Below are 16,291 nucleotides of genomic sequence, written 5' to 3' on the forward strand. Positions count from 1 at the left end.
TGTCCTGGCCCCTTGCGGAGGCGGTCTGCCGGGGGCAGGACAGGCGTTGCTGACCACCACTATTCCGCAGGTCACAACGGGCCTGCAGGCAGGTCGGTCAGCCCTGCCGAGGCGGTGTCGTGTGGTCCGGCTCCCGGGCGTCATCCTCCGCGGGGTCATCGCTCCCGGGTGTCACCGCTCCCGGGTGTCACCGCTCCCGCGTGTCATCGTCCACGGGGTCACCACCGAGTGCCGGCAGGCCGATCCCGGCCAGGTGGGCGCCGACGAACTGCAGCACCACCACCGACCAGGGGTCGGCGACGTACGTTCCCGCGTCGATCGCGGTGGCCCGGTCCGGCGACCAGTGGTTGGCGGACGACTCGGCCCATGGTGCGGTGTCGATGATCCGCTTCCAGGCCCCGCCGTCGGCCTCCGGCACCCGGAACTCCTGGCGGTGGTCGGTCATGTTGACCAGCAGCGTGTAGTCGTTCCCGCCCACCGAGGAGCCGTCGATGCCGAGGGTCAGCGCCCGGTCGGCCGGCGCCGGCCAGTCCTGCAGGTCGGTGCGGCGGAAGACGTAGCTGACGTCGCCGTTGTCGACGGTGAGATCGCCCCAGGCACGTTGCCGCAGGCCGGGGTCGTCGCGGCGGATCCTGGCCACGGCGGCGGCGAAGGTGAACAGCGGGTTCGAGCCTTCACCCGCGGTCCGGCCGACCACGTCGTGGTAGTGGTACGCCTCCGGATGCCGCGGATCGACCGGCAGCAGGGTCGGCGCCTCGGACACCGCCTGGGCCCAGTTGTTCCAGATGCCGACCGTGTTGAGGGCCCACGGGTTGTTGTTGCCGTTCTGCGTACGGCCGTACTCGTCGCCGGAGACGACCATCGGCACGCCCCGGGAGAAGAACAGCAGCACCCAGAAGTTGCGCCATCGGGCCCGCCGCAGCGCGTGGTCGCCACCGGAGTCCCAGGAGTCGTTCGTGTCGGTCCCGCCGTCGGACGGGCCGAACGGGAACGGCTGGTCGTTCCGCTTCGCGTTGTACGAGACCAGGTCCATCATGGTGAAGCCGTCGTGCGCGGTGACGAAGTTGATCGACCGCTGCGGTCCGCCCTGGTCGGCGAAGTGGTGGTAGTCGCCGTTGAGCATCGCGGTGAACGTCGCGGCGTCGCCGTCGCCCTTGGCGTACCGGCGGATCGCGTCGCGATATCGTCCGTTCCACTCGGCCCAGCCGGGCGGGAAGTTGCCCACCTCGTAGCCCCACAGGTCCCAGGCCTCGGCGATCACCTCGACCTGCCGGGCTTCCGCGAGGGTGGCGATCGCCTCCAGCAGCGGGTGCTGCGGGAAGAACCGCTTCTGGTCGGCCCAGTCGTCGGGTCGCCACTGCAGCGGCGTACGTCCCAACACCGGGGCCAGGTCGAAGCGGAAACCGTCGACTCCCATCACGTCGGTCCAGTAGGCCAGCGCATCGGTGACCAGGTCGCAGGCCGCCGGGGAGGAGAAGTCCACCTGGTTGGAGGTGCCGGTGGCGCCGTCCACCAGGACATGATCGCCGGTCATCACGTAGTACTCGCCGGCCGCGAAGCCGCCCAGGCTGGTGAAGCCGGTGGTCTGCGGATCGCCGTGCCAGCAGCCGCCCTCGGCGGTGTGGTTGAAGACGACGTCGAGGTAGATCTCCAGTCCGGCGTCGTGGAAGGCGCGGACCATCTCCTTGAACTCGCGGGTCGGCCCACCGGGCGACTTGTCGGCGCTGTAGTCCCGGTTGGGTGCGAAGTAGGCCATCGTCATGTAGCCCCAGTGGTTCGACCCGCCCTGGGTGTCGCCGAGGTCGTCGGAGTCGGTCTGCTGGACCGGCAGCAGCTCGAGCGTGGTGAAGCCCAGGCCCTTGAGGTAGGGCGCCAGCAGCGCCGCCGCCCGGTAGGTGCCGCGCAGCCGGTCGGGGATGTCGACCACCTCCTCGAAGCCGGGCAGTCCGCCGAGCAGGTCCCCGAGCTGGGCCGCGGAAGGATGCAGGGTGAGGTTCTTGACGTGGGCCTCGTACACGGCGGCCTTGTGGGCGGGCAGTCGCGGACGCTGACCGGACGAGGTGTCGTCGACCACGACGACCCCCTTCGGCGCCCACGGCCCGGTGTCGGCCTCCCGGCGTGGCCGACCGTGGAAGTCGTCGCCGCCGGTGCCCCAGCATCCGCTGTCGCCGCCGATGTCCTCGATCACCGGATCCATCGGGGCGTGGGTCACTTCCCGGGCGTACGGGTCGAAGAGCACCTTGTTGGGGTTGAAGCGGTTGCCGTCCTCGTCGATGTCGGCGAGGAAGCCGACGCCGCTGCCCGGCGTCCACGCCGGATCGTACGGCCAGTTGCGTCCCCAGCAGCGGAAGGCGTAGAGCGCGCCGTGGCCGAGACCCTCCACCTTGCCCGCCAGACCCCGGTGGCGTCGCGGACCAGTTCCACCGCGTCCTGGGCGGCACTCCCCAGCGGCGTGGAGTAGCGCTCGAGCAGCACTCGGGTGGCGGCCGGGGCGTGCACCGCCACGGTGGTGAGATCGGGGGTGGTGAGTTCGGTGGTGAGATCGGGGGTGGTGAGTTCGGCGGAGGTGGCAGCGAGGGCGGTGGGGCCGGTTCCGGGGACGACGTGGGCGCCGAGGGGCCAGTCCCCGTCGGCCCAGCGGTCCCGATCGACAGCGCGCATCAGGCTCATGGCGCCCACGGTGCCATTCCGGCGGCGTCCCGTCGACTACGGGACGTCGGCGTGTCCGGCGTCTGTCGGATCTGGCCGATCAGGACGCGCTCATCCGGCCCGCCCGGTCGAGCCGCGCGTCGTCGTCGACGACAGGCGGATCGCTCGGTCCGCTCGGCCACTCGGTCCGACAATTGCTGATGCCGGGTGTGTGCCGCCTGCGGCGGCGTTCAGGCGCAGGTCACGCCGGTGGCGTGGATCGGGCAATAGCCGCCCGGATTCTTGATCAGGTACTGCTGGTGGTAGTCCTCGGCGTACCAGAAGGCCGGTTCTCCCGACGCCTCGTCGAGGCGGGTGATCTCGGTGGTGATCTGCCCGTAGCCGGCGTTCGCGTACGCCTCGGCGTACGCGGCGAGCAGCCGGCGGGCGACCTCCTCCTGGGCCTCGGAGACCGGGAAGAGGGCGGAGCGGTACTGGGTGCCGACGTCGTTGCCCTGGCGGTAGCCCTGGGTCGGGTCGTGCGCCTCGAAGAACTGCCGCACCAGCGCCTCGTACGTCACCCGCTGCGGGTCGTACGCGACCCGGACCGTCTCGGCGTGGCCGGTCCGCCCGGTGCAGACCTCCTCGTACGTCGGGTTCGGGGTGAAGCCACCCTGGTAGCCGACGGCGGTGTTGGTGACGCCGTCGGTGGCCCAGAACATCTTCTCCTCGCCCCAGAAACAGCCGAGCGCGAAGTAGCCGATCTCCGAGCCCTCCGGGGTGGCGTCGTCGGGCACGCCGAACACCAGGTTGTCCGGAGCGGGCGAGGGCAGGATCCGCTGCGTACGCCCCCGGAGTGCCTGCTCGCGGGTGACCATGGTCGGCTCCGGTCGCTGGAAGAGGAACATGCCCCGAGGGTACGTTCTCGCTCGCGCCGCGACCAGGGCCACGCCGCCCGGTCAGTCGTACATCGCGATGAACCGACCGATCACCCCGCCGGTACGCAGCGCGTCGATGGCCGCGGGGATGTCGGCCTGGGTGATGTGGTTCATCGGCGGGGTGAGGGCGCCGGCGCGCATCAGCTCGTAGATGCCGGCCAGGTCCTCGACCGTCCCCGACTTCGAGCCCTTGATGGTCAGCTGGTTGATGATCAACGGGTAGGTGTTGATGGTGGCCTCGAGCTTGCCCATCCCGACTTGGACGAACGTGCCGAACTCGGCCAGGGTCTCGATGCCCTGGGCGGTGGTGGTGCCGAAGCCGGCGTAGTCGACGATGAGGTCGAGATCCTTGTCCTTGAACGCGGTGATCGTGTCGGCGACGTCGGTGAGACCGATCTCGCCGGCGAGTTCGCGGGTCTTGGGGGCGACCTCGGCCGCGTAGACCTCGGCGCCGGTGAGCACCGCGACCCGGGCCCCGATGTAGCCCAAGCCGCCCAGGCCGATCACTCCGACCTTCATCCCCGGACGGCAGCCGCCGGTCGTCATCATCGCGTGATAAGCGGTCAGCCCGGCGTCGGTGGCCATCGCCCCGAGGTCGTACGGCACCTCGTCGGGGAGCCGCACCAGATTGGCCTCGGTCGCCAGCAGCCGGGGACCGAATCCGCCGTCCCACTGGCCGTAGCCGATGGCGTCCCCGTCGGGCATCACCGGCGCGACGCCGACGCGGTCACCGACCTGCCAGCCGTCCATGCCGTCGCCGACCTCGGTGATCACGCCGGCGTTCTCGTGGCCCATCGTCCGCGGGAGCACCGGGAACAGGGGCATCCAGCCCGGATCGTCCAGGGCGGTCACGTCCGAGTGGCAGACGCCGGCCGCTTTCACCTCCACCACCACGGTCCCTGGGCGGGCCTGTGGTTTGGGCACGTCGTTGAGTTCGAGCGGGGTGTCCGTCCCGGTGAACTGCCAAGCCTTCATCGGAGTCTCCTTCGACGCTGTGGCCCACCCGGTGGTCGCCGACCACGCGGAGCGGCGGGTGGACCGCGCCCACGGGCTCCTTCAGGATACGGGTGGGGGGATCACCTGGCTGGCCTTTCACTGCCCTTTCACCTGCCACTGCCGTTTCAGCTGGCCCTTCACGGAGCTGTCCGGGCCCCTGGCGGCGACGTGACGGGGACGACGCCAGGATGCCCCCTGGGGCATCCCGTCGAGTCGCTACGATCCAGCCATGGAGCTCACCGCCAACCTCGTCCCGCTCGCCCGGCTCGTCGGCACCTGGGCCGGCGAAGGCGCCGGGGAATACCCGACCATCGCCCCGTTCACCTACCACGAGGAGATCACCTTCGCCTTCGTCGGCAAGCCGTTCCTCGTCTACACCCAGCGCACCCGCGCCGCCGACGGCAGCCCGCTGCACATGGAGACGGGCTATCTGCGCCACACCGGCGACGGACACCTGGAGTTCGTCCTCGCCCTGCCGACCGGCCAGGTCGAGTTGGCCGAGGGCGCGCTGCGCACCACTGAGGACGGTCTGACGGTCGAGTTGGACGCCCAGGTCTGGGCGACCTCGACCGCCAAGGACGTCTCCGCCACGCGGCGTACGTACCGGATCAACGGTGACGTCCTGGAGACGGTGCTCGACATGGCCGCGGTCGGCCGGCCGATGGCCCGCCACCTGGAGTCCCACCTGGTGCGCACCGCCTGAGGGACGTCGCGTCCGCCGGGAGATGGCCGGACGCGGACCGGGGCCGACGGCGGACCGGGGTCGGCCGCGGGGTGCGACGCTGTCAGGAGCGGTGCCGCAGGTCCCAGTCGACCGGCGTGCCGCCCTGCTCCGCCAGCAGGGCGTTGGCCCGGCTGAACGGCCGGGACCCGAAGAAGCCGTTCCGGGCGCTGAGCGGTGAGGGATGGGCGCTCTCGATCACCGGCACAGGCGTCAGCAGCGGCGCCAGGTTACGGGCGTCGCGCCCCCACAGGATGGCCACCAGCGGTCCGCCGCGCCGGGCGAGGGCCCGGATCGCCGTCTCGGTGACCTCCTCCCAGCCCTTGCCGCGGTGCGAGGCGGGCTTGCCGGGCTGGACGGTCAGGCACCGGTTGAGCAGCAGCACGCCCTGCTCGAACCAGCCGGTGAGGTCCCCGTTCGGGGCGGGCGCGATGCCGAGGTCGGCCTGCAACTCGGCGTAGATGTTGCGCAGGCTCGCCGGCAGCGGCGACACGTCGGGGGCCACCGAGAAGCTCAGCCCCACCGGATGGCCCGGCGTGGGGTACGGGTCCTGGCCGACGATCAGCACCCGGACGTCCGCCAGTGGGCGGCTGAACGCGCGCAGCACCCGGTCGCCCGCCGGCAGGTAGCCACGTCCTTCGGCCATCTCGGCGCGCAGGAAGTCACCCATCCGGGCCACCACCGGTTCCACCGGGGCCAGCACCTCGGCCCAGTCGGGTGCCACCAGGTCGTGGAGCGGAAGACGGGTCATCGTACGGTCTCCTTCGGGGGCGCGGTCGGGGTCCGGCGCGGCATCCGTACGGAGGCGAGCGCCGCCAGGCCCATCAGCAGGGTAGCCGTGACGTACGCGAACGGGATGCCGGCTCGGTCGGCGATGACTCCGGCGAGCACCGGGCCGAGGATCTGACCGGTGTCGGAGGCCATCGAGAAGACCGCGACCGGCGTCCCGGAGCGGGGTCCGGCGATGTCACCGACCGTCGCGGCGGGCGCGGTCCCCATCAAGGACACCGCCAGCGCATTGACGCACAGCACGAGGATCAGGGTCCAGATGTCGGGGACGAACGCCACCGCCAGCATCGCCACCGCAGCGATGATGCTGCCGGCGATCATCGCCGGGCGCCGGCCCACCCGGTCGACGAACCGGCCGGCCGGCCGCAGCGCGACGGTCTGGACGACCGAGGCGACCGCGATCGCCAGACCGGTCCAGACCGGATCGCGATGCAGCACCTCGACGACCAGCACCGGAGTGAGGGAACTGCGGATCCCGAGCGAGCTCCAGCCGTTCGCGAAGTTGCACACCAAGGCGGCCTGGTAGCGCGAGTCGGCGAGGATCTGCCGGAACGGCCGACTGTCCGACCGCGCCGTCCCGGGGGCGCCGTCGGGGTCCGTCGTCGGCCGTGGACCGCGCAGCCGGAGCAGACCGACGAGCGCAGCGGCGACCAGGGTGGCGGCATAGAAGTAGAACGGGGCACGGATCGAGACTGCCGCGAGCAGGCCGCCCAGCGCCGGGCCGGCCATGTTGCCGATCAGGAAGCCGGTCTGGAAGGTGCCGGTCGCCCGGCCGCGGTGGGAGTCCGGCACCGAGCGGATCAGCAGGGTCATCGCGGAGACGGTGAACATCGAGGAGCCGATGCCCCCGGCCGCCCGGAACAACAGGAGTTGTTCGTACGACTGGGCGGCGCCCATCGCCGCGCTCGAGGCCGCCACGATGAGGATGCCGACCGCGAGGACGGTCCGTTCGCCGGCACGTCCGATCATCCGGCCGGTGAACGGGCTGGTGACCAGGCGCATCACCGCGAAGGCCGAGACGACGAACCCGGTCTCCACCTGACCGACGCCGAAGGACCGGGCGAACACCGGCAGGACTGGGATGACGACCCCGAAACCGACCGCCACGAAGAAGGAGATGACCGCAAGCACGTACACGTCGGCCGGCAGGCGGCCGGCGCCGGTGCGCGGTGCAAAGGTGGGAGGGGTCACTGGGGGCATGTTAGTGCGCCGGGCGGTGGGGTCGGATGCCGGCGGGGCGGGAGCCGGACGGGCCGGGTCGCCGGATGGGGCGGTTGCCGGATGGCCCGGTACGGAGGCCGGCACGGTGACGGGTAGCTTTGGGGATGCCACACCAGCGACGTTCCAGGGAGTCACCGCGTGGACCAGATGACCGACCAGGAAGCTGCGGAACCTGCCGCAGGAGCCCCTTCAGGGGCCGCGGCCACCGTGCCCGAGCCACCGGACGCCATCGACCGGCAGCGCGGTGGGCCGGCGGGGGGCGGCACGGGATCGGGTGAGGTGGGATCGGCAGCCTCCGTGCCCGGCCCGATCAGGGTCGCGGCATCGTGGATCTGGCGGCTGTTGCTGATCGGTGTCGGGATCTTCGCGCTGGGCAATCTGCTGCGCTACTTCTCGGGCCTCACCGTTCCGCTGGCGGTCGCCCTGCTGCTCGCCGCGCTGCTCACCCCGGCGAAGGCCTGGCTGGTGCGCCGCGGCATGCCCCAGGCGTTGGCGGCGGCGCTCACCCTGGTGGTCGGCCTGGTGGTCGTCCTGGCGGTGCTGTCGGGGATCGTCCTGCAGGTGGTCGGCCAGGGGCCCACTCTGGTGAGTTCCTCCCAGGCCGGCGTGATGAAGCTGATCGACTGGCTGAGCAACGGCCCGTTGCAGCTCGCCCCGGAGCAGGTCCAGGGTGCGATCGGCCAGATGTCGACGCAGATCCCGCAGCGGCTCGAGGGGTGGGCGGGCCAGATCCTCGGCGTCGCGGCCGGCGTCGGCTCGTCGGTGGCCAGCTTCTTCGCCGGGATGTTCACCGCCCTGTTCGCGCTGTTCTTCTTCCTCTACAGTGGCCGGTTCCTGTGGGCCTCCTGCCTGCGGATCGTGCCGAAGCGGGCCCGCCCGGCGATCGACCGCGGTGCCACCCTGGGCTGGCGAGCACTGATGGACTACGTACGGTCGACCGTCCTGGTGGCCGCCGTCGACGGCATCGGCATCATGATCGGGGCCTTCGCCCTGCAGGTGCCGATGGCCGGAGCGATCGGTGCGTTGACCTTCCTGGCAGCCTTCGTGCCGATCGTCGGTGCCGTTGTCGCCGGGGCGATCGGCGTGCTCATCGCGCTGGTCACCAAGGGCTGGGTCGCCGCGCTGATCATGCTCGGCGTGGTGATCGTGATCCAGCAGCTGGAGGGGAACGTGCTCCAGCCCTTCCTGATGGGCAAGGCCGTGTCGCTGCATCCGCTGGCCATCCTGCTGGGCATCAGCATCGGCGTCACCCTCGGCGGGATCGCCGGTGCGGTGGTGGCCGTGCCGGTGGTCGCGTTCGTCAAGGCCTTCTCCGACTCGTTGGGCGCACGCGACTGGTTGCGGCTGGCACCTGCTGCCGATCTGAGGCTGGGGCGTCACGACATCGTGGCCAGTAACGCCCTGGGCGGGGGCACCGAGGAGACGCTGCGGCGGCAGCTGGATCCGACCGCCCCCACCACCGCCGACCTCGAGCGCCGGCAGCGTCGGTCGCGGCGGACGCCGAAGGACTGAGCCACCCGGATCGTACGGCCGGGACCGGACCCTGAGCCTGCCCTGATTCGGTCCGAGCCGGGGTGGGGTGCGCCGACCGGCGCTCCTATGGTTGACGCATGGACACCCCTGACCTGAGCCGGATCCTGGCAGACCTGGCCGCCGGCACGATCGACACCGCGGAGGCCAGCCGGCGGATCGAGGAGCTCCAGGGCGGCGCGTCGCGACCTGCGGCACCGGCACCCGACGACGCCGGCCAGTCCGGGGCCGCCACCGGCGGTGGGGCCGAGGCCGCGGGCCCGGACGCCGACGGCCCGACCAGCAGCGGCACGTCGAACGATGCCGGCACCGGTGACGGCGCGGCTGCCACGGCAGCCGGATCCCACGACACCTCGGGGAGCGGCCCGTCCAGCGCCGAGACCTGGGCCCAGACGGCCAGCGCCGCGCAGGCTGCCGGCGACTACCTGCGTGACGTCTTCCGCAGTGCCCGCCAGGCCGCGGTCAAGGCGGCCGACGCGGCCGCCGAGGCGGCGGGGAGTCGCCCGCGCAGCGGCAATCCGGAGAGCCCCACCACCGAGGCGGGTGGTGCGGCCGGTCGGCCGACCGGCGTGCAACGGGTGTCGGTCCGGGTGACCGGCAAGCGGGTGCGGATCGTCGTCGACCCGTCGGTGACTGCGTGTCACGTGACCGGCGACCATGTCCTGCGCCGCCACCCCGATCTGATCGAGGTCACCGCCGAGGGCGACTTCCGACCCCACCTGAGCGGGGTGAAGCTGCTGCCGTTGCCTCGCCGACTCGACGACCTGTGGCGGGCGGGACGCGGGGACGGACTGTTGATCCGGGTGAATCCGGCGATGGTGCTCGACGTCGAGGTGACCGCCGGCAACCTGCACCTGTCGAATGTGCCGCGACTCGGCCGGGTGCGGCTCACCGCCGGCGGTGCGAGCATCGAGGGTTTCGAGGTGGTCGAGGACGCCTTGCTCCAGGCGGCGATCGTCCAGATGAGCGGGACCGTACGCTCGGGCCGGTCCCGGATCCGGGTGGAATCGGGACAGCTCTCGCTGCGCCTCGGCGACGAGTCCAACGTGACGGTGGTCGCCGACTCGCAACTGGGGCGGGTCACCTGGTCCGGGCAGCACACCGGCTCGGGTGACCAGGTGGTGATGGGCAACGGCTCGGCCCGACTCGACGTGGGCGTGGTGATGGGCCACGCCGGGGTGAAGATCGGCGGCGACCCCGCGTCGGAGGCCTGATCCCGGCCGGCGCTGAGACTGGCCGCCGAGCCGCGCAGGGCAGGGGCCCCGGGGACAGCAGTGGCTGAGGGGTGGCAGTGACGGAGTGGTGGCCGTGGCGGAGGGGAACAGCACGAGGGGCGTACGACCCGGTGATGACAGACACCGGACCGTACGCCCCTCACTGTCCAACCCTCAGAGCTGTCGACCCCTCACGGTGTTGATCCACGCTGTTGACCCCCGAGGCTGTTGACCCCGGGAGCTGGCGAGCCCCAGCGGTGCGGCCCCCGAACGGTGCGGGGCCCCGACCGTGTGGTGGGGCCCCGTGGGTGTCAGTGCGCTTCGATGTTGAGGATGGTGACGCTCGCGATGGCGCCTGTGGGGGTGTCGAACTGGACCGCCTGCCCGACCGCCGCGCCGAGGACGGCCTGGCCGATCGGGGACTGCGGGCTGTAGACATCGGTGTCGGACAGCGAGGGATCCAGCTGTGCGTTCTCGCGCGACCCCAGGAAGAACGACTCTGTGTCGTCCTCGTCGCCGTCCCAGGCGATCGTCACGACGGTGCCGACGCCCACCACATCCGTGTCCGCGGGGCCCTCGCCCACCTGGGCGGTGCGCAGGATGTGCTCGATCTCGGTGATCTTCGCCTCCTGCTGGCCCTGCTCCTCACGCGCGGCGTGATAGCCGGCGTTCTCGGAGAGGTCGCCCTCTTCGCGGGCCTGGGCGATCTTCTTCGAGATCGCCTCCCGGTTGCCCTTCAGTGCCTCCAGGTCGGCGGTGAGCTTGTCGTAGGCCGCCTGGGTCAGGAACACGGTGTCGGTAAGGTTCTCTGCCATCCCCGCAGTCTAGCCCACCCCTGTGACCCCGCCCCGGGATCGGGTCGCCGATCGGCCGGTCGGCGCACCGGGATCTCAGGCCAGTCGACAGCCCGCCACCGAGATCGCGTCGGCCCGGCGTACGGTCCGCAGGGTGCCGTCGACGGTGACCACTTCCTGGTCGGCGGGGGGGACGGTGATCTCGGCGTCGCCGATGTGCTCGTAGTTCTGTGCCTGGGCGCGCACCGTGCAGACCGCGGCGCGATGCGGATCGGTCCGGGCGACCTGCAGCGTGAAACCGGCCTGTTGGTCGTCGATCACCCAGTGTGCGGTCAGTGTCGCCTCCACCGGCGGTCGCTGGGAATTGTGGAGGGCCAGCTGCAGGTACCACCCCAGCGCCACCACGACCGCGACGGCGATCACCACGCGGAGCAGGGTGGCCCGGCCGGCCCCGCCCGGATAGCGGCGCGCGATCCGGGCGATGTCGGCGGGGTCGTCGGTCAGTGCCCGGATGCTCGTACGTGCCACCCGCCCATTGTGCCCCGCGACCAGGCGGCCGGGCGCCGCGCGGAGCGGCACGGACCCGAGCCACCCGGCACGGCCGGTGAGGCGGACCGGCGGGGGCGCGCCCGATCAGGTCGGCGTGGCAGGATGCACAGCGTTGCGATGGACCGGGAAGGACAGGGCTGGAGGGAGTGTCGATGAGCACACGGCAGGAACCGCACGAGGACCATCCGAGCGTCGGAGGGTGGAGTCCTGCGCAGCGGGTCGACGCGCTCGGCCAGCGGCTGCGCCTGCTGCATGTCCATGCCCACCCCGATGACGAGTCCAGCAAGGGTGCCGCGACGACGGCCCGCTACGAGGCCGAGGGCGTCGACGTCGTCGTGGTGACCTGCACCGGCGGGGAGATGGGCGACGTCCTCAACCCGGCGATGGACCGCCCCGAGATCGTCGCGGACCTGGCCGAGGTGCGACGCCGCGAGATGGATGCGGCCCGCGACATCCTGGGGATCGACCAGATCTGGCTCGGTTACCACGACTCCGGACTGCCCGAGGGCGATCCGCTGCCGCCGCTGCCGGAGGGGACGTTCGCGACCCTCGACCCTGCCGAGGCGGCTCGGCCGCTGGTCGGGATCATCCGGCGGCTCCGCCCGCACGTCGTCACCACGTACGACGAGAACGGCGGCTATCCGCATCCGGACCACATCCAGACCCACCGGGTGGCGATGGAGGCGGTCCGGCAGGCGGCCGATGAGTCGCTGCACCCCGAGCTGGGCCCGGCCTGGCAGGTGCCGAAGGTCTACTACCAGATGACCCTCACCGCGGGCCGTTGGCGGGCGCTGAACGACGCGATGAAGGCGCACGGCCTGGAGGGGGCGTACGACGAGCGGCTCACTCATCGCCCCGTGGACGAGGCCTACCAGCGGCGCATCACCACCCGGGTGCCCTGCGCCGACTACTTCGAGGTGCGCAACCGGGCGCTGCTCGCCCACGCCACCCAGATCGACCCCGACGGGATGTGGTTCGCCTGCCCGCTGGAGATTGAGAAGGAGGCGTGGCCGACCGAGGACTACGAGCTGGTGATCAACCACACCGACGCCACTGTGCCGGAGGATGACCTGTTCGCCGGGATCGCGGCGCCTCACCCGACCGTCCGCTAGGGTCGGGGCCATGCTTCAGCTCGAGGTCAACGGCGGTGCGGCGAGCGGCTCGACCGAGATCATCGTCTTCGGGGTGCTCGCTCTGGCCATCGTGGCGATCGGGCTGCTGCTCTTCCGCTCGCTGCGGAAGATCGACGTGCCGTACGCCGCCGACCTGCGACAGGGCGGGGGACAGCCCGGCGCGCCGGAGTCGACCGGCTCCGGCGAGGCGAGCGGGGACTCCGGCGAGGAGAGCGGGCCACACGGTGCCGACCGACCCGACGGCGCCGAGGAGGCCGACCGGCCACACGGTGCCGAGCACGCCGTGGCGCCCGAGGAGACCGATCGGCCCGACACTCCCGAGGAGCGTCCACAGCAGGGCTGACCGCTCGGCGGGATCCTTCGTACGCCTGCGCGTCTCGTACGCCTGCGCGAGCGTGGTGCTCGACGTGGTCGCGTCCGCCCGGTGTGGGACGGCAGGTGGGTCCCCGCTCGTACGCGACAACACGACGAGGGGTGCATGCGGTGTTTCAGCAGTGTTACTTGGTATTTCAGTGCTGTTAAACCCTTGCCGTTCCACGGCGGATGGCGGCCCTGCCGCCGGCCGGCGCTACGCCGCCGGGCGCTAACGTGTGGGGCGTATCGCCGCCCGGGTGGTACGAACCAGATGGGACAGCCATGCGACATCTCTTCGATCGGCATCGTCGTGCCCCGGCCGTTGTGGCCCTGACGGCGATGCTGCTCCTGCTCGCCGCGCCGTTCGCGCGAGCGGCGACGCCCGCACCGAACCCGAACAACAAGCCGGCGCAGGGCAGGCACTACGTGATCGGCACCGACACGACCTTCGCCCCCTTCGAGTTCCGCTCGGAAAGCGGCGAGATGGTCGGGATCGACATGGACCTGCTCCGCGCCATCGCCAAGGACCAGGGGTTCACCGTCGACATCCGGTCCCTGGGCTTCGATGCCGCGGTGCAGGCGCTGCAGTCCCGTCAGGTGGATGCCGTGATGGCCGGCATGTCGATCACCGATGCCCGCAAGCAGGTCTTCGACTTCTCCGATCCGTACTACGACTCGGGCGTCCAGTTCGCGGCGTCGAAGTCCTCGTCGGTGGCTTCCATGGAGGATCTGCGCGGCAAGCGGGTCGCGGTCAAGACCGGCACCGCGGGGGCCGACTACGCCGAGTCGGTGAAGGCACAGTACGGCTTCACCACGGTGGCGTTCGGCCAGACCGCCGACATGGTCAACGACGTGAGCGCCGGCAGCTCGGCCGCGTACGTCGACGACTTTCCGGTGGTCGCCTACTCGATCCAGCAGGGTGCGCCGATGAAGCTGATCGGTGACAAGGCGCCCGCCGGCTCGTACGGTGTGGGCGTCAACAAGGGGACCGACCCTGAGCTGATCGAGGCCTTCAATCAGGGTCTGGCGAACGTCCGGGCCAACGGCCAGTACGACCAGATCCTCGCAAAGTACCTCGGCGAACAGGGTGCCACCGAGCGTTCCGGGTTCTTCACCCTGCTCGCCGACACGTTCCCGACCCTGATGAAGGGTCTCGGGATCACCGTCGCCGCTGCTGCCTTCTCCCTCGTCATCGCGATGGTGCTCGGCATCGTCTTCGGCTTCCTGAAGGTCTCCGGCAACGCGGTGCTCTCCGGTCTCGCCTCGGTCTACGTCTGGATCTTCCGGGGCACCCCGGTGCTGGTCCAGGTGTTCTTCTTCTACTTCGGCATCCCGGCGGTCACCGGGGTGACGCTCACCGCGCTCACCGCCGGTGTGATGACGCTGAGCCTCAACGCCGGTGCGTACATGACCGAGATCGTCCGCGGCGGCATCCAGGGCGTCGACCGCGGCCAGATGGAGGCGGCCAGGTCGCTCGGCCTGCCGTACCTGAAGTCGATGCGCAAGGTGGTCCTGCCGCAGGCGATCAAGATCATGACGCCCTCGTTCATCAACCAGTTCATCATCACCCTGAAGGACACCTCGCTGCTGGCGGTGATCGGCCTCGCCGAGCTCACCTACATGGGCCAGCAGATCATCGCGCGCAACTTCCGCTCGTTCGAGATGTGGCTGATCATCGGCGTCATCTACTTCATCGTGATCGGTCTGCTGACGGTCGCGTCCAACCAGGTCGACAAGAGGTTCAACAAGTGAGTACTGCACAGGAGCCCGCCGGCGCCGGCACCACGGGACCGAATCGCCGGCCACTGTCGGAGCGGCCCGACATCATCGTCGTCACCGACCTCGCCAAGTCCTTCGGTGACAACCACGTCCTCCACGACATCGATCTGACGATCAAGGAGGGCGAGGTCGTCGCGATCATCGGCCCCTCGGGCGCCGGGAAGTCCACCTTCCTGCGCTGCCTGAACAAGCTGGAGGACGTCACCTCCGGCCACGTCCTCGTCAACGGCCACGACTTGACCCTGAAGGCCACCGATCTCGACGTCGTACGGCAGGACATCGGCATGGTGTTCCAGCACTTCAACCTGTTCCCGCACATGTCCGTGCTGGAGAACGTGATGCTGGCCCCGGTCGAGCTGCGCCGGGCCGGTCGTGAGGAGGCCCGCGGCCAGGCGATGGAGCTGCTGGCCAGGGTCGGACTGAGCGAGAAGGCCGACGCTCGCCCCGGCCAGTTGTCCGGCGGCCAGAAGCAGCGGGTGGCGATCGCCAGGGCGCTGGCGATGCGGCCCGACATCATGCTCTTCGACGAGGCCACCAGCGCGCTGGACCCGGAGATGGTCGGTGAGGTGCTGGCGGTCATCCGGGATCTGGCCGATCAGGGCATGACGATGGTCCTGGTGACCCACGAGATGGGCTTCGCCCGTGAGGTGGCCGACCGGGTGGTCTTCATGGCCGACGGAGTCATCAAGGAGCAGGGCACCCCGGAGGACATTTTCGACCGGCCGCAGGACCCGCGGACCCGCGACTTCCTCAGCAAGGTGCTCTGAGCCCGGCGCAGACGTCGACGAACACCCCGTCCAGCTGGGTGGGCTGACCGTGTCCCATCCCCCACAGCACGCGCAACGCGCTGTGGGGGATGAGGCGGTGCAGCTCCTCGGCCTCGGCCAGCGGGATGACGTCATCCTCGTCGCCGTGCAGGATGGCCGTCGGGACGGTCACCCGGGCGAGGTCCGCCGACCAGTCGGGGGTCCGCGCCATCGCCAGGTCCTGCCGACGCTCGCCGGCGGGATCGTGGTCGCGGGCGTAGAGCCGGTGGCCGAGCCGGATCAGCGCCTGCGGGTCGTACGGGTAGAGCGAGCCGCCCAACGGCAGGACAGAGTTCACGAAGTCCTCCACCCACTCGGCCTCGGCGGGGAGGGGCCACCCGCTCTCCTCGTCGGATGTCGGCGTCTGCGCGCTCCTCGACGCCGCCCGTCCGCTGCGGGCGGCGGTGTAGAACAGGCCGAGCGCGGCCGTCAGGTGCGGATGGCGCAGGGCGACGAGTTGGGCGACCATGCCGCCGAGTGACCGTCCGCAGATCGTCGCCGGTTCCCCGCCGAAGATCTCGATCAGTCCGGCGACGTCGTCGGCCATGGCCGTCAGGTCGTACGCCCGGCCGGGGAACTTCTGTGAGTGCCCGGCGTCCCGGTTGTCGACCCGGACCACCCGGAAGCCGCGCGCCGCCAGGTCCACGCAGAACGCCCGCGACAGGCTGATCAGCTGCGCACCCCTGCCTTCCAGCTGCACCTGCAGCGGGGCGTCGGGGGTCCCGAACACCTGGATGCAGAGCCGGGTGCCGTTCATCGCCTCGACCAGCGTGTCGATCCCCTCCGGGATGTCGTGCACAGGCCCGTCCCACACCGGCAGCTGGTTCATGGCGCCGACG

At 70.9% G+C, this 16,291-nt stretch carries 15 protein-coding genes; 7 read left to right on the top strand and 8 right to left on the bottom strand.

Annotated features, from left to right (window positions below):
• Positions 1-187: 187 nt before the first annotated feature.
• The 3 genes from R0146_RS09175 to R0146_RS09185 form a co-directional block, all read right to left on the bottom strand.
• Positions 188-2,383, bottom strand: a complete 2,196-nt coding sequence (locus R0146_RS09175; RefSeq protein ID WP_317688952.1) for an alpha-amylase family glycosyl hydrolase — start codon at positions 2,381-2,383, stop codon at positions 188-190.
• A gap of 496 nt (positions 2,384-2,879) precedes the next feature.
• Positions 2,880-3,536 (bottom strand): peptide-methionine (S)-S-oxide reductase MsrA, encoded by a 657-nt coding sequence (gene msrA / locus R0146_RS09180; RefSeq protein ID WP_317688954.1) that lies wholly within the window; start codon positions 3,534-3,536, stop codon positions 2,880-2,882.
• A 51-nt stretch (positions 3,537-3,587) separates the two neighbouring features.
• Complete coding sequence (locus R0146_RS09185) at positions 3,588-4,541, bottom strand: zinc-binding dehydrogenase (protein WP_317688956.1); 954 nt, start codon at positions 4,539-4,541, stop codon at positions 3,588-3,590.
• Positions 4,542-4,791: 250 nt separating this feature from the next.
• On the opposite strand from R0146_RS09185, the gene R0146_RS09190 reads away from it, so the two are divergent.
• Positions 4,792-5,265 (top strand): heme-binding beta-barrel domain-containing protein, encoded by a 474-nt coding sequence (locus R0146_RS09190; RefSeq protein ID WP_317688958.1) that lies wholly within the window; start codon positions 4,792-4,794, stop codon positions 5,263-5,265.
• An 82-nt stretch (positions 5,266-5,347) separates the two neighbouring features.
• Here R0146_RS09190 and R0146_RS09195 read toward each other — a convergent pair whose 3' ends face one another.
• A complete protein-coding gene (locus R0146_RS09195; RefSeq protein ID WP_317688961.1) occupies positions 5,348-6,034 on the bottom strand; it encodes a uracil-DNA glycosylase in 687 nt (228 codons plus the stop codon).
• The gene (locus tag R0146_RS09200) at positions 6,031-7,263 is read right to left on the bottom strand and encodes an MFS transporter (protein WP_317688964.1); all 1,233 of its coding nucleotides are present in this window, start codon (positions 7,261-7,263) and stop codon (positions 6,031-6,033) included. The genes R0146_RS09195 and R0146_RS09200 overlap by 4 nt, the downstream gene beginning before the upstream one ends.
• A gap of 237 nt (positions 7,264-7,500) precedes the next feature.
• Here R0146_RS09200 and R0146_RS09205 point away from each other — a divergent pair, with 237 nt between their 5' ends.
• Complete coding sequence (locus R0146_RS09205) at positions 7,501-8,805, top strand: AI-2E family transporter (RefSeq protein WP_317688966.1); 1,305 nt, start codon at positions 7,501-7,503, stop codon at positions 8,803-8,805.
• Positions 8,806-8,903: 98 nt separating this feature from the next.
• Positions 8,904-10,037, top strand: coding sequence for a hypothetical protein (locus R0146_RS09210; RefSeq protein WP_317688968.1), 1,134 nt, complete (start codon positions 8,904-8,906; stop codon positions 10,035-10,037).
• A gap of 311 nt (positions 10,038-10,348) precedes the next feature.
• Here the strand turns inward: R0146_RS09210 and greA are convergent, their stop codons facing one another.
• Together greA and R0146_RS09220 are read right to left on the bottom strand one after the other, a co-directional pair.
• Entirely contained in the window at positions 10,349-10,852 is a 504-nt protein-coding gene (greA, locus tag R0146_RS09215) for a transcription elongation factor GreA (protein WP_317688970.1), read from the bottom strand.
• A gap of 75 nt (positions 10,853-10,927) precedes the next feature.
• Positions 10,928-11,359, bottom strand: coding sequence for a DUF4307 domain-containing protein (locus R0146_RS09220; RefSeq protein ID WP_317688972.1), 432 nt, complete (start codon positions 11,357-11,359; stop codon positions 10,928-10,930).
• A gap of 173 nt (positions 11,360-11,532) precedes the next feature.
• On the opposite strand from R0146_RS09220, the gene mca reads away from it, so the two are divergent.
• The 4 genes from mca to R0146_RS09240 all read left to right on the top strand — a co-directional run bounded on the left by mca (position 11,533) and on the right by R0146_RS09240 (position 15,413).
• Entirely contained in the window at positions 11,533-12,492 is a 960-nt protein-coding gene (gene mca / locus R0146_RS09225; protein WP_317688974.1) for a mycothiol conjugate amidase Mca, read from the top strand.
• A 10-nt stretch (positions 12,493-12,502) separates the two neighbouring features.
• The gene (locus R0146_RS09230) at positions 12,503-12,856 is read left to right on the top strand and encodes a hypothetical protein (protein WP_317688976.1); all 354 of its coding nucleotides are present in this window, start codon (positions 12,503-12,505) and stop codon (positions 12,854-12,856) included.
• A 293-nt stretch (positions 12,857-13,149) separates the two neighbouring features.
• On the top strand, positions 13,150-14,619 hold the full coding sequence (locus R0146_RS09235) for an ABC transporter substrate-binding protein/permease (protein WP_317688978.1): 1,470 nt from the start codon (positions 13,150-13,152) through the stop codon (positions 14,617-14,619).
• Positions 14,620-14,690: 71 nt separating this feature from the next.
• Positions 14,691-15,413 (top strand): amino acid ABC transporter ATP-binding protein, encoded by a 723-nt coding sequence (locus R0146_RS09240; protein WP_317692361.1) that lies wholly within the window; start codon positions 14,691-14,693, stop codon positions 15,411-15,413.
• On the opposite strand, the gene R0146_RS09245 is transcribed toward R0146_RS09240, so the two are convergent.
• Positions 15,397-16,281 carry an alpha/beta fold hydrolase gene (locus R0146_RS09245; RefSeq protein WP_317688981.1) on the bottom strand — a complete coding sequence of 295 codons (885 nt, stop codon included), beginning with the start codon at positions 16,279-16,281 and terminating at the stop codon, positions 15,397-15,399. The genes R0146_RS09240 and R0146_RS09245 overlap by 17 nt on opposite strands.
• Positions 16,282-16,291 lie beyond the last annotated feature (10 nt).

The organism is Raineyella sp. LH-20, from assembly GCF_033110965.1.
Lineage (GTDB): Bacteria > Actinomycetota > Actinomycetes > Propionibacteriales > Propionibacteriaceae > Raineyella.

What these genes read in the sequence shown, in the direction of transcription:
- R0146_RS09185 (WP_317688956.1), bottom strand. Translation starts at nt 4,541, where the DNA reads ATGAAGGCTTGGCAGTTCACCGGGACGGACACCCCGCTCGAACTCAAC.
- R0146_RS09235 (WP_317688978.1), top strand. Translation starts at nt 13,150, where the DNA reads ATGCGACATCTCTTCGATCGGCATCGTCGTGCCCCGGCCGTTGTGGCC.
- greA (WP_317688970.1), bottom strand. Translation starts at nt 10,852, where the DNA reads ATGGCAGAGAACCTTACCGACACCGTGTTCCTGACCCAGGCGGCCTAC.
- R0146_RS09195 (WP_317688961.1), bottom strand. Translation starts at nt 6,034, where the DNA reads ATGACCCGTCTTCCGCTCCACGACCTGGTGGCACCCGACTGGGCCGAG.
- mca (WP_317688974.1), top strand. Translation starts at nt 11,533, where the DNA reads ATGAGCACACGGCAGGAACCGCACGAGGACCATCCGAGCGTCGGAGGG.
- R0146_RS09190 (WP_317688958.1), top strand. Translation starts at nt 4,792, where the DNA reads ATGGAGCTCACCGCCAACCTCGTCCCGCTCGCCCGGCTCGTCGGCACC.
- R0146_RS09210 (WP_317688968.1), top strand. Translation starts at nt 8,904, where the DNA reads ATGGACACCCCTGACCTGAGCCGGATCCTGGCAGACCTGGCCGCCGGC.
- msrA (WP_317688954.1), bottom strand. Translation starts at nt 3,536, where the DNA reads ATGTTCCTCTTCCAGCGACCGGAGCCGACCATGGTCACCCGCGAGCAG.
- R0146_RS09230 (WP_317688976.1), top strand. Translation starts at nt 12,503, where the DNA reads ATGCTTCAGCTCGAGGTCAACGGCGGTGCGGCGAGCGGCTCGACCGAG.
- R0146_RS09245 (WP_317688981.1), bottom strand. Translation starts at nt 16,281, where the DNA reads ATGAACCAGCTGCCGGTGTGGGACGGGCCTGTGCACGACATCCCGGAG.